The organism is Marinomonas posidonica IVIA-Po-181, assembly GCF_000214215.1.
Classification (GTDB): Bacteria; Pseudomonadota; Gammaproteobacteria; order Pseudomonadales; family Marinomonadaceae; genus Marinomonas; species Marinomonas posidonica.
Genome location: NC_015559.1, coordinates 1,250,729 through 1,263,675 on the forward strand (window position 1 = coordinate 1,250,729; position 12,947 = coordinate 1,263,675).

The 12,947-nt window shown below is 39.2% G+C and carries 16 protein-coding genes; 1 reads left to right on the forward strand and 15 read right to left on the reverse strand.

Annotation, left to right across the window (positions count from 1 at the left end; all coding sequences use genetic code 11):
- Positions 1-60: 60 nt before the first annotated feature.
- Positions 61-468 carry an MAPEG family protein gene (locus tag MAR181_RS05875; RefSeq protein WP_013795684.1) on the reverse strand — a complete coding sequence of 136 codons (408 nt, stop codon included), beginning with the start codon at positions 466-468 and terminating at the stop codon, positions 61-63.
- Between the two features lie 20 nt (positions 469-488).
- Entirely contained in the window at positions 489-899 is a 411-nt protein-coding gene (locus tag MAR181_RS05880; RefSeq protein WP_013795685.1) for an MAPEG family protein, read from the reverse strand.
- Positions 900-1,000: 101 nt separating this feature from the next.
- Between MAR181_RS05880 and MAR181_RS18740 the strand changes: the two genes are divergently transcribed.
- On the forward strand, positions 1,001-1,414 hold the full coding sequence (locus MAR181_RS18740) for a winged helix-turn-helix transcriptional regulator (protein ID WP_013795686.1): 414 nt from the start codon (positions 1,001-1,003) through the stop codon (positions 1,412-1,414).
- Positions 1,415-1,576: 162 nt separating this feature from the next.
- Here the strand turns inward: MAR181_RS18740 and MAR181_RS05890 are convergent, their stop codons facing one another.
- From MAR181_RS05890 to MAR181_RS05955, 13 genes are all read right to left on the reverse strand, one after another.
- Positions 1,577-3,343 (reverse strand): diguanylate cyclase domain-containing protein, encoded by a 1,767-nt coding sequence (locus tag MAR181_RS05890; RefSeq protein ID WP_013795687.1) that lies wholly within the window; start codon positions 3,341-3,343, stop codon positions 1,577-1,579.
- 354 nt (positions 3,344-3,697) lie between these two features.
- Entirely contained in the window at positions 3,698-4,024 is a 327-nt protein-coding gene (locus MAR181_RS05895) for a YciI family protein (protein WP_144011290.1), read from the reverse strand.
- Between the two features lie 376 nt (positions 4,025-4,400).
- Complete coding sequence (locus MAR181_RS05905; RefSeq protein WP_013795689.1) at positions 4,401-5,000, reverse strand: outer membrane beta-barrel protein; 600 nt, start codon at positions 4,998-5,000, stop codon at positions 4,401-4,403.
- 211 nt (positions 5,001-5,211) lie between these two features.
- Entirely contained in the window at positions 5,212-5,901 is a 690-nt protein-coding gene (locus MAR181_RS05910; protein WP_013795690.1) for a hypothetical protein, read from the reverse strand.
- On the reverse strand, positions 5,879-6,145 hold the full coding sequence (locus MAR181_RS05915; protein ID WP_013795691.1) for a hypothetical protein: 267 nt from the start codon (positions 6,143-6,145) through the stop codon (positions 5,879-5,881). The genes MAR181_RS05910 and MAR181_RS05915 overlap by 23 nt, the downstream gene beginning before the upstream one ends.
- 135 nt (positions 6,146-6,280) lie before the next feature.
- The gene (locus MAR181_RS05920; protein WP_013795692.1) at positions 6,281-6,703 is read right to left on the reverse strand and encodes a putative signal transducing protein; all 423 of its coding nucleotides are present in this window, start codon (positions 6,701-6,703) and stop codon (positions 6,281-6,283) included.
- Between the two features lie 105 nt (positions 6,704-6,808).
- The gene (locus tag MAR181_RS05925; RefSeq protein ID WP_013795693.1) at positions 6,809-7,348 is read right to left on the reverse strand and encodes a hypothetical protein; all 540 of its coding nucleotides are present in this window, start codon (positions 7,346-7,348) and stop codon (positions 6,809-6,811) included.
- A gap of 80 nt (positions 7,349-7,428) precedes the next feature.
- Positions 7,429-8,067 carry a tetratricopeptide repeat protein gene (locus MAR181_RS05930; protein ID WP_013795694.1) on the reverse strand — a complete coding sequence of 213 codons (639 nt, stop codon included), beginning with the start codon at positions 8,065-8,067 and terminating at the stop codon, positions 7,429-7,431.
- Between the two features lie 80 nt (positions 8,068-8,147).
- The gene (locus MAR181_RS05935; RefSeq protein ID WP_013795695.1) at positions 8,148-8,936 is read right to left on the reverse strand and encodes a DUF2071 domain-containing protein; all 789 of its coding nucleotides are present in this window, start codon (positions 8,934-8,936) and stop codon (positions 8,148-8,150) included.
- A gap of 508 nt (positions 8,937-9,444) precedes the next feature.
- On the reverse strand, positions 9,445-9,798 hold the full coding sequence (locus MAR181_RS05940; protein WP_013795696.1) for a hypothetical protein: 354 nt from the start codon (positions 9,796-9,798) through the stop codon (positions 9,445-9,447).
- Positions 9,799-10,271: 473 nt separating this feature from the next.
- Entirely contained in the window at positions 10,272-10,865 is a 594-nt protein-coding gene (locus MAR181_RS05945) for a hypothetical protein (protein WP_013795697.1), read from the reverse strand.
- A gap of 90 nt (positions 10,866-10,955) precedes the next feature.
- Entirely contained in the window at positions 10,956-11,444 is a 489-nt protein-coding gene (locus MAR181_RS05950) for a hypothetical protein (RefSeq protein ID WP_013795698.1), read from the reverse strand.
- Positions 11,445-12,303: 859 nt separating this feature from the next.
- Positions 12,304-12,942 carry an RluA family pseudouridine synthase gene (locus MAR181_RS05955; protein ID WP_013795699.1) on the reverse strand — a complete coding sequence of 213 codons (639 nt, stop codon included), beginning with the start codon at positions 12,940-12,942 and terminating at the stop codon, positions 12,304-12,306.
- Positions 12,943-12,947: the final 5 nt, after the last annotated feature.

Sequence of the window (12,947 nt, forward strand, 5' to 3'; positions counted from 1 at the left end):
TCCGCTAACTCCCTGGCGTTCTGTTGATGGCATAAATGCTTTAAAAATCAAGGCATAGCGTCATAGATTGAGTAATAACCACCCGGCTGGCATCAGAAAAGAAATATAGGTCATGAACATTCCTATGCCCCTAGGTGTGGGATTGTCAGCATATAGCATTCCCAAAGCATGAATCATGCGCCCTGCAATCAATAAACAGGCTACGGACCAAACCAAGGTTTTTCCTGCACTGGCATTTTCAAGTAGTCCAAGCATTATCAAACACATTGGCGCATATTCAATGAAGTTGCCAAACGCACGAATCCGACGACGAAGCTTTTCATCATTACCATCACCAAATACCACAGCTTTCATATCACCGACAGCTTTTCCCAAGGCTGCACGTCTCATTGATATCTGTACTGTAAGAGGAAACATTAGAATGGCAAGAATTGAGGCTGCGATTGAGGTTATCTCTAGTTCAGACATATTTTCTCCTTCTGTAATGTTTAATATGATTGAAAAATTGATGGCATCTGAGCATAAAGAAGCCAGCAGGAAGCCATTAAAAACACACCAAAGGTACCCAGCATAGAGAGTGCCCTGGTTGGGGCAAGAGGTTTGGTATTAATGGTAATGTAGTGCATCAGGCGAGAGGAAATAAGCAATAATCCCATCGTATGCATAAAGGCATTGGGGGCAGCATTAAGTTCCGCTAACGCCATTAAAACAATGGCGAAGGGAACATATTCGAGGAAATTTGCATGTGAGCGAATTCTCCTCAATAAGTTGTCATCACCACCATCAAGAAACCAAATGTTGGTTGCTATTCTTCTCAGCCCAACTCTTATCGTTATAGGTAACAAAAGTAGTCCGAAGAAAGCGGCGTAAAGGCTAGTTATGTGAATGGTTATTGGCATTCTGAGCATCCCATTAATTCAAACACTTGTGATTTGCAAGTTAACATTAGTAAGAATACTTTTAATTTGCAAGTGTTTTGTTTGTAAAATAAACTAGAGAAATGAAAAAAAATACGACATCTAGATCTCATTGCCCAATTACTTATGCCCTAGATATCTTGGGGGATAAATGGAGTCTTCTTATCATCAGGGACATGGTTTTTAAAGGAAAAAAGTATTATGGGGAGTTCTCTGATTCCGGTGAGGGGATATCAACAAATATACTTGCAGATAGGCTAGTTAAACTAGAGTCAAATGGGCTTATATCCAGATCTCAAGATAGGAATAAACGCACAAAGGTTATTTACAGGCTAACCTCAAAAGGTGAAGATCTTCTTCCGATGCTTCTTGAAATGATCTTGTGGAGTGCCAAATACGATGAAAATACGGAGGCAAGTAAAACCATTATTAGGAAGGCACAGAACAATCGTAACAGCCTAATTAATGAAATTCTAACTCAACTCCGTGTTACATAATGTCTCAATCAGCATTTGGCTAGATTGATGGGTTAACGTTCCCAAGGTCATTGCTGAGTGTTACAAGACTTATCATGGAAAAGCTTAAGTGCCCATTCCGAAAACAATCTTCCAGAGGTGATTGCTTTCTTTAACTTCAAGTCAACCTCATTCGCAGATGCATCAACTGACGTGATACACAAATCGATGTTTACCTGTGCGTTTAGAGTGATACATGGCAGCGTCGGCGATCTTTAGTAGCTCATCAATGTCATCCGTGTGATTGGGGTAAGAAGCGCCACCAATGCTGATACCGACAAAAGCCGTATTTCCTTCGATCTGATACGGTTGCTTGATGTTTTCAAGAATGTTCTGCGCAATGTTTCTTGCTTCCATTTCATCGACCACATCAGGCAAAATAATCACGAACTCATCCCCGCCTATTCGCCCGACTAGGTCGCCTTTTCGAACACTGTGTTTCAGTCGTTCACTGACTTGCTTCAATAGATCATCACCAGCCTGATGTCCTAAATCATCGTTGACCTTTTTAAACCCATCTAGGTCAGCAAACATCACGGTAAGCCCTCGTTGGGCATCTTCTTTTAACGTATCACTAATATAAGACATGATATGGTCTCTATTAGGCAGCCCTGTTAGCGTATCGTGCTGTGTCATGTGGCTGAGCCGCTCCCTTAAGGCTTCTCGTTCTACGGCAAAGTTTTTAAATTCAATGAGCGCCAAGGCCATAGAGCCCACTTCATCTTTCCGCTTGTTAACTGAAATGTTGACGGATAAGTCATTCTTAGCCAGCTTTTTCATGGTTTCTGTCATGGACATGATGGGGGAGGACAGGTCAGAAGACAGCAAGTAGCCAACTAGCGCAATGGACAGGGCGATAATCCCCCCCGCCAATAACAACAACTTATTTAGCTCGAGTACCGGCGCTAAGACTTCATATTCGTCTATTTCGGCTAAAATAACCCATCTGTGTCCCATGACATCAAAAGGCTTATAGGCTGAAAAAGCCAGTTCATTACGATAGTCCAAGGCAAGGATGACACCTTCTTCACCATTCAATGCTTTATTTACGGGAGCGGTGTTTACTTCAATTTGTAAAATGCTTTGCCCTTCGAAAAAGCGCGAATTACTTCTCATCAAGTGGTCTGTGCCGACGAGGTAAGTTTCACCGGTATTGCCCATTCCGGCTTCCACATGCATAACCTTATCAAGTTTTTCAATAGACAACTGAACGACAAAGGCGCCAAGTAGCTGGCCATCGTCATCTGTTACGGCCGTTGCAATAAAACTGGCTGGCGTATTTTGACTGGGCGTATGGGCAGAGAAATCGGAAAAGTGTAAAGAGGATTGCGAAGGGTCGTTTATCGCTTTATTAAAGACATCCGCCAACCCGGTTGCAGACCAAGGTCCATCCATAAGGTTCGTGGCAAAGTCATTTTCTTTTTTTGCCGTATAAATCACATCCCCATGTTTATTTATGAGAAACACATCGTAAAACGCCCCAGCGGCAATAAAGGCTGTAAAGTCTACATGGTATTCTTCGTGTACCATTGAATACCGTGAATCGTCTTCAGCTCGTAGCAAATCGGCTTTATGTCCCAAAGGAAACGGGTTAAGCGTGACATATTGTGTTTGTAGATAAGCGGTTTTCTTGTCTGGTAGCGCATCCCAAGCAGTGTCGAAGTCTCGTAAAGCACGTTTCACAAGGTGGCTATGAGAATGATAAACAATGTCTCGTTGAATGGTGTCGAAGTAATGATCAAGAGCGGATTCTCTCGACTCTAGCAAGGCGTACATTTTATGTTCAGCCTGATCCTCTATTGCTTCGACAGCATGATAATACGCCACAACACCTGTCGTTAGCGCGGAAACAAGCGCAAAGACAATCATGATTAAAGGGAGCTTATGGGTAATTCTCATGTTTTTGAGCAAGTGGGGAACCTCTATAAAATGTCGATAATAAACCCCAATTTTCGCACTTTACGTATCACTTAAACGTGTCTTTATGCTATCAAAGTATAACGTTTTGTGAAGCGCCACGTCGGGAACGCACTAAGACAACGCACTTAAGGCAACAGAAACGAAAGACAACAGCAAAGATGAAGGTTGGCAGAGAGTGATTTATTACTTAAAACAAGGTTCGAAAAAATGGACTAGGAAGCACTTTCACACCTAGAAAGAATCACATACAGTGACGCTGTTTTATGATAAATGTCGTCGATAAAGGTAGTTGAATAGGGCGATAGCAAAGGAAAGGCACACCCAAGTGTCGATGTCGTATTCTTGTTAGGTGTCTGAGTCTTCATCGAGGCGACTAGCGTCTAAAGCAATGCGGAATGGGTATAACTCTGCGTGCATTACACCTTGTTTAACCGCTGGATCTGCATTCATTAAATGACGCGCTTCATCCTCAGACACAGCGTTAAAGACTACGATACCGAATGTGGATTCGTCTTCCACAAGTGTTCTACCAGCGATTCTTACAATACCCTGCACAGTTAGCTCATGCAGGTATTTGTAATGCTGCTCCAACAACACGCTTTCATTATCCGTAGGACCAGAAATCAGCATTTCCGGTCTGGTAGGAACAATTTTATACAGATATTGATTCATACTCATAATTTAATAACGAGTGGTTCCTAATGTTAATGTAATTTTCTGAGCGATGCGAAACGAGGTCAAATTGATATTTTTTTGAATACATCCAACCAAATACGAAGCCGACCTAGCTCATTACGACAAAAGTTTTCCATTTCAGCAATAGCTCGTTGACCAATTCCTCGTTCCTTCTTTGCAACAACAATACGACGAAACTCGACACTTTCACCATCTGGCTCTAGAGCCAATATAAAGAAGTCAAATTAAAGTTAGTTCATTTATCCTCTAGCATTTTAAATGGCAGCTGATCTTGCTCATACCTTGTTATTTATTTTAGTCTAATTTATTTGGAAATAAATTAGAATTAATAGTTAAATGAAATGACGTTAAATTATAAAGCGTACATTATTTTTAGAGAAAACATATTGATGAAAAGGTCATTTCCATAATATGTATCAGTTGTGGAAAGGTTAATGTCAAAAGAAGAGTCACGATAGTTGGAATAGGGGCGATATATATACTTTCCCTCTATAGATAATTCTTTGAAGTTATACCCAATACCAAATGGAATTTGTAAACCGCTTATAGTGTCATCGATTCCATTACCACTATATGACCAGCGATCAAAGAAGTAACCAACGCCTGAGTAAAAATAAATCGAATCTTCATCTGTAAGATGATTTCCGAGTAAAAGATTTAGATCTATTCCACTTACATCAATACTTTGTTCACCAAAATTACAAGCTGAACCATCAGGTTTAGTGCAGCTATCTTCTCTGCTAAAACGGTATTCACCTTCTATAGCAAATCGTTTAGAAAATGCATATCTGACGGCTAATAAGGGAGCATCAATAGAGTCTTTATAATCTCCCGAAGAGTATGAATCAGTACTTTCGAACATAGAGTAACCAATACCTGCCTGAAACTTTGATTCTGCCATTAAACTCGTTGAAGCTAAATATGCAAAAAAAGCTAAAAAAATTTTTCTCATTAAATTATATTCCTATAGGTTTGGGTGTAACATTTTATACGAAATTTAAATAATTTCAATTTTTTAAAAATAATGGTGATGGAGCTAGAGTAAAATGAAAGTATGTTAATTATTTGGCATTTATTTTTACTCTGGTGATATCTATTAATAAGTCAGAGATGAGCCGAGCCATCTGTTGCGTGCCTGCTTTTAATGGCCCTGTTAGGCTTCCTCAGCAATTTAGCGGATGTAGAAATAAGCCACTTTTTTTCGAAAATACCGACAGAGGTATTTGCTCTTTTTTGCCATTGATAATTAAAGTAAATGCAGACACCTCTATCGTTTCGACACTACTTTTGCTGACAATGAAAGACTCATAGAAGGTTTCATTGGCTGGATTGTTTTTCTTTGTCATGGCTGTGCCGACAAAGTATGTTTCAGTTGTAATGTCATCACCTTGCCGTATCAATCTATCGAAACTTGTGACTTCAATAACGTTTTGAGACTGATTAACTGTTACGAAAAGGGACTGCTTCGGCCAGACCACTTCGGATTTTGAATGAAGCTTAAACGATATTCCTAGCCTAGTTATATTCTTGTACTCCCAAACATCCATATTCACTTCAACGTCTTCGAAGGAGAAAATTAATTGATTATCAACGCCGACATGACCACGGCACCATTGTTTTTCAACTTTACCGCCAATTGCTTGTGGAAAGAAATATTCCTCGTGTAATACCACACACGACGAAAGGGTAAAAATCATTAGCGAAATTACAATGAGTTTAATGCTTCTCTTCAGAAGCATTACTTTTAAATTAAACAGCGCATAGAGCTTTGGCGATAATCCGTGAGGTACGAACGGTGCCAAAGTGTTTGCGTCCGGTTTGAATTTTTTGTTATGTGGCGCTACCGTTAACAATTTCAGATTGCCTTTTTAGTAATGGAATTAATTTTGGAATAACTAATGCCATTATGAATATACCTAGTCCTAATGATACATACGCAAGATTGTGATTGCCGAATTGTTCCAAAAAGAAATTATTATGTTTCTTTAAAATACCATACAAACCTATTCCCACTAGAATAACCCCAGGAAAGTCAAGGAGCATTAATTTGATGATTTTACTTTGGATTTTCTTTAATTCTTCTTTGTTTTCCTGCATTTTTTGTATTCCTTTAAGTAATTAATAGCTATTTTTAATAGCAAGTATGCGCGTTTCGATAACTAAAAATTAAAGGAGGCTGAGCCCTTTAATCTCAGAGAGCGGAGCGAACGAATTTAATTTTCTTGTTAGAGCTTAGTTTTTCCATGAGAACCCACATTCATTACATTTGTGATTTACCTTCTTAAGTTTAGAGATAATACCAAGTAAACCGAAGGAAATAATAAGCAGGAATTTAGAGAGTCTAGTTGGTGAGTTCGTGTATGCTTCAGAATGACAGCTTGGGCAAAGTTTAACATTCAAATCGTTAAACTCTTGGTTAAGCTCCTTTTCATAGGCTCCATTAATATATCGCTCCATGACTCGTTTCGCAGCATCAATGTTTTTACTGTTAACTTGAACTCTAACACCACCTAAAGCGTGAGAAATCATCCAATTTGCCCAGATATGATGTTCATTGGCAATAAATGCTTGTATACCTTCAGCTTCCAAACGGCCTTTTGCAAGATGTGCTTCTAAAGGATCACTGAAAGATTCAACGGTTATTAAGTTTGCCACGATATTCCTTTATAAGCTCTAACGCCCAACTAAGGGGTAAATGATTAGCTTGCCTATAATTTTGAGCGAAGCGAAAAAAACCAAGCTTTATTTTTCCCGCTTTAGTTACTTGTTAGCAGTAAATTTACTCCAAAGGTTATCGACTTCGATTTTTAATTCTACATCCCAGAGAGTAAGATTTAAATTATTAGCACCCTCATCATCGATAGAACAACCAAATCGCAAATGGTATTTCCCATTTGATGACTTATAACCGTCGTCAGCCGATATTACTTTACCATCAACATTAAGCTCTCTCGTTTGTTTTAAGTGCTCATACTTTTCATTTAACAGTAGGTATAAGTCCTGAAATGCTGCATTACAGTCATTGGCGCTTACGTATTTCTTTTCAGCAATAATTGAATATACAGCTTTGTTAGATTCAATTATTTGAATAATAAAAGAGTTGAACACGTTTAGTTCATCATTTTCTTTTACGTCTAAAGAAATAATTCGAGTTGGATATTCCTCAGTACGTGTTTTTAAATATACATCTGGTACCGCTTTTCCAATATGAATTCCAAATACATTTGTCAGGTCTTCTTTTGGCTCAGAAGAGCAGCCTAAAAAAAAGAATACGAAGAATAATGTGGAGAATTTGAACATGCACATCCTTTTACTGCTAACGCTTAACTCAAGCGCCGCTGTAAGCGGTCGACTTGGAGCGTATTGTTATTTGTTGGTGACTATTGCCCATTAGCCTTTCTTTGGATTTCTTCGTATTCTCTGAGCACCCTTCTGGTAACTGGGTGCGAGTCATCACTTATACTACGAAAAATTGGTATCGCGAATTCGTAGTGTATTAATGCTTTATCAAATTTTCCAAGCTCTGCCTCTATAGTCCCAATGCCGATGTGAGCTGATGCTGAAAAATGAGTGCTCTCCATTGATAGTTCACGAAGAGTATCTAATTCATCTTCATACCGCGCCCTGGCAGAATCATGCTTGCCCTGTTTTAATAGAGCTTCGCCGAGATTACCGTTTAAAACAGCTAGTTGCACTTTATCGCTTGCAGGGTCTGAATCCAATAGGCCAAGAGCTCTCTCCAATATGATTTCGGCTTCTTCTGGTTTGTCTATTAGATTCAGTACAGAAGCCAGATTGCTCAATTGCCTTGCTATTTCTGATGGCTGAAAGTTAGTTTTCTCCATAAGAGAAATAAGTTGTCTTCTGCTTTCTTCAGCACGAACATAGTTTCCTTCATTCTGGGCTTGGGACGCTCGCTGGTCTAAAGCTCCCATCATTTTCATGACGCCTTCGGCCGTGCCATTTTGAGCATTTGCACTAAAAGCAAACAATAGAGATAGTAAGGCTAAAATTCGCATTGTATTCCTTGAGACACATAACGCCAAGCTAAGCGGCGCAACTTTGCTACGTCCTTGCTTGAGCGCCCCTTGTTAAATTTTTACCCAACAATGGTAGGAGGTAAGTATATGGTAAATTCATTTATTGGCTCGATTAATACACTATAGGGATTGCTTTGCTCTTCTTCTTTAACAATATCAAGGTCAGATAAAAGTTTGAAATTAGCTGATTTTAGCTTGGCGGGCTTAACCTCAAGCTCTTTGTGCCACACACGATATGTACCCAACTTTTTATCTCTACGATAATAAAATCCAGCTAGCGGATGCGTTAGATAGACCAAGGCAGACTCAACATCGGGGAACCCCGGAAATGTTAACAAGTCAGATTCCGATTGAATCAAATCAACTGAAGCTGCAGCCCAGTCTGACTCAGTTTCCATATGGTACATTTCGTACAAGCCATTAACTTCATTAAGAGTGCAGTCAAAGCTAACTTTTCCAGCATGCCATGGAAGATTCCAAAGGTATCTTGGCACCGCTAGCGTCCAAGAATCTAAAGTAGTACCAAGAAACCATACACAACGTTCCCCAGTTTCAGTGTCGATAATGTATATTCGATAGTTTGTTTGGCCCATTGTAAATTTCGGAAACGGGAAGACTGCTGAAGTAAAATCAACATCAATGAATGGAACTACAGATATAAGCCCCATCTCTTGGCCGTTGATTTCAACTGTGTCTAATTGAAACCTTTCGGGAAATATACCTTGAAACCTATCAGACGGTACTGCGTATGTAATGATTGAAAAATGCTTCAAACCACAAAGGACATCTATACCTTTTGGCTTAGGCTTTTCTATCAGATAGTCCTCTAGTTTCCGCGATTCTTGCATGATGCTTCCTTGAAATTTAACATTTTAATAATGCGCACGCTCATTTACGCATTGGGGTTATTTTTTGAAACGTTGTAACCCATTGAAATAAAATAATGATTCAACACTCCACGAAAAAACGAGGGTTACAAACGAGCATACGCGTTATTTCATCTTGCTTTTAGGTAAGCACAGCGTGTCATCCCTAAAAAAGAGCGCACGTGGATATCCTTACTCATTGATACTAAAACGCTTCTTCATTTCTTGCCAGTACAAACCGCGCATTTCTTTGCTATTACATAGCACAAAACGAGCATTGTTTTGGTAGGGGGAAAAATAAACTATATAGATATGCAGCTTTTTGGTGACTCTCTACACAATATGTCTGATGGTACCAAGCTGATCTGGCCTACATTTAGCGGGTCAATCTTTTATGAAAAGGAGAGGGGATAATATATTTCTCCCCCTAGTAAAGGGGGGAGTTAGAGGGGGTTAAACAATGAAAGTGTTCTGACTCCTTTCGTCTGTATTAATGGTTTACCTTGAAATTACTGATAAACAGCGCAACATCTTCCTTTTTATAATCAAGGATTTCGCCGATCCGATACTCCTTTTCTTCAAAGTCGCTATCATCGACCGTATGCTTTGAAAGGATGATACTTTTGAGTTCTTCGGCTTTTTCTTCATAGCCATCTCGATAGAAAATATAAGATTCTTTCTCACCATCTGGCTCTGTAAAACGCATGGTTTTAGCTCCGACTAACTTCGCGGCAGCAAAATAATCTTCTGGCCAACAGTCCCAATTAAAATAGATAACGTGCTTTTCCCCTCTATCAAAAAGGATAAACTCGACTCCTTCGTGCGGCCCAATTTTTCCATTCATGTGAGGATCCTTTTTCCAATAGAGATGCTGTTTTGTGAACGACATTATACGTCCATTCAGTGAGTGGGTGTTCGTATAGTATCGTTATTGGTATTTTATTACTTGAGGAGTTGATGACGCCAGATTAATCAAAGGAGTCAGAGTCCTTTATCCTGCTAAAAAATAATTACTGTTGAATAACAGAATTTTTTGATTTAATTTTACTTTGACCCCATTTATTCTTTTCTGACCCCATTTATTTGAAAAGTGGTTCAGCAAGCAGGTCTATAACATCGATTTCAGAGTAATAGTATTCGACATAGGCGCACTTTATCGTTCGCATATTTAGGAAAACGAGCCATATAAGTAGGCTTAAAAATCACAGAGAAACAATGGAGAGAAGGGCTCACACAATGCACAAAAACACCGCGTGAAGCATCGAGTATTTTGACGTGAAATTCGTGGGGATCCCTCAGACTCTGACCCCAATTATTCTAATTTAGAAAGTAGAAATATGTAACAGGTAAAGTAAGTAATAATGTAGCAACAATAAATGTCGTTGCTCTTTTGGTGTTTATATACGCTTTTTCCCCCGATTTCACAACTTCCCACTCTGTTTTCAATAGTTGTTGAGTTAAATAAACTATATTTTCAATTTGAGTATCAATTTCAGCCTTTTCAAACAAGACTTCACTGTTAGATAATGACAATTTAGCTATTTTAAGTTTGCTAATTAACTCTTTATCATCTTCCGGATTTAAACTTAAAAGAATGCGGTTATGACACTCACTAAAATTTGAAACATCATCTTTTACTAATTCATTTAAATCATCCATCCAAACTAAACCGTCAAAAGGAACTTCCTTTTTATCCTCTCGTAATTTAATTAATTGCCATGAAGTGGAAATTCTATCAAGACAAGAAGTTAATTTTGCAATATCTTTTCGAAGTGCATCTATCCAGTTTTGACGAAATTCAGAAACTTTCCCTTCTTTTTGATTGATAAGGGTAATAAATGAAAAAACACCTGTTAAAGACGCTGCAGTAATAACTCCTATTGCTACAAAAATTGTGTTTGGTAATGGCATTGGAACTCCTAAATTAGACAGGCACATAACGCCTCAATCAGCCGACGCTTTAGCGTTCGGCTGGATTGAATTGTTATACTTTTCTGGGATTTACCCTTGAATAACCATGTTAGAACCAACATGCAGTTTTAAATCTCTTGGAAATGAGATTTTCTGTCTAACAACAAAAATCACTTTCTTCTGAGAAATATCGAATCTTAAGTTTGCATCTGAGGTACTTCTTGACACTGAGGCAATTTTCGCATTGCCTGGCCCTATATTTAGGGTAATAGAATCATCTAAGGAATCATATTCCATAGACCACGTTTGTATATTTTCCCAGCCACGGCTTAGATTTCTCCACCTGCACGATCCAGATGCAATAAAATTCTTATCAAAAAAAACAATATCACCAGAAAAGTTGTCTGCTTGATATCTAAACACTCCCACGGACATATTCATAGTTCCTGAAATAGACTGCGCAAAAGTCTCCACTCCTTTTGACAAACCAAGCTCTTCCCAGCGTTTTCTTAAAACATCCAATTTTTCGTCATGATCAGAAAAGCTTTCTACAAATATATTCTCAATTTCCGATTCCATAATTCATCTCCGATTAAGGCAGGTGTTGAATAGGTATAACATCTATGGACACCCCGATTTTTGCAAGCAAAATCAAGATCTAACAAGAACAGTTTTGCAGCCATCTATTCGGATTTTTTGTAAGGTATTATTTACCTCTATCCCTGATGCATTTACTACGAATAACAGTCGCTGACTTGGTTCTAATCATTTTGGCGTTTTCAACGAAACGATGTTAGTCCCAGAATTTCCAAGTCACAGTCTTACCTATCTTTTCATCATTCTTTGAACAAGCAAAAACCGAAATGCGGTTAATAATAATTAGGATGTGAGACCAAATCAGGTAGGAAAAATCCTTGTCAATTTATCAGTACATCCCTTAAGTGAATTTCATAATAGATCAGTGTTTTAGGCTTTTCCATAAAAAACTGTTAATTCTTAGATTCGTTGAGGCTGCCTGACTAACCCCATCCTAACTTTCCCTTTGGAAAAGGGATGGAAAAAGAGACCTGCTTTTCTCTATAAAAATCAAAACACAACTTATACTGTAAATAAAAGTTGTATTCAAACTTACCGCTTTTAAACGTAAAAAGAGATAATGAGCTTCATGAGGAAACCCTCGACGCGCTTTTTAATGCAGTAATGGAATGCGCGACAAAGAGTAATATCGGGAATATGACAAAAGCGACTTTTTGGTTACTTTTGTGGCGCTACTTTTGAATTCAAAAAAAGAAGTTACCCGCCTAGCCTTTCCCAGAATTTAAAAGCGGAAAAAAGCTCCCCAACCAAAGCCATTCAGAGGATAAAAAAATCCTCTCGGGTAAAGCAAAACCAAAAAAGGGTATAAGGGAAACTCCCTTCAAAAGGGCTAGGGAATTCCCTAAAACGGCATGGCCGCCACAAACGCCACCCAAGCCCCTGTAAAAGGATGTTGAAACTCCAACCGATAGGCATGCAACAACAGCCTAGCATCCGCTGTTGAATACTCAGGATCGTAGAATTCATCACCTATGATGCTGTGTCCTAAGCTTTGCATATGAACCCGCAGTTGGTGTGAGCGACCTGTGTGAGGGGTTAAGCGAACTCGTGTGGTGTTGCCTTCATAACAAATCGGTTCCCATAGCGTGATGGAGTCTTTACTCCATTCGTCGGTACAGACGATTTGCCTCGGGCGATTCGGCCAATCACAGCGCAGCGGTTTGCGCACAACACCACGTTCGCCTATTAGTCGTCCTCTGACCAAAGCGCGATATTCCTTGGTCACTTCCCGTTCACGAAAATGCGCGTACATGCGTTTTTGGCATTCGTGGGTTTTGGCAACCAGAATCAAGCCTGAAGTGGCTTCATCCAGCCGGTGAATGGCAAAGGCTTCGCCAAAATGTTGTTCGGCACGGTATAAGACAGAGTCTTGTTTATCTGGCCCGCGACCGGGCACAGATAAACAGTTGGCTGGTTTGTTGATCACCGCAAACCAGTCGTCCTCATACAGTATCTCCAACAGGGATGGGGTTTCGATCACTGAGT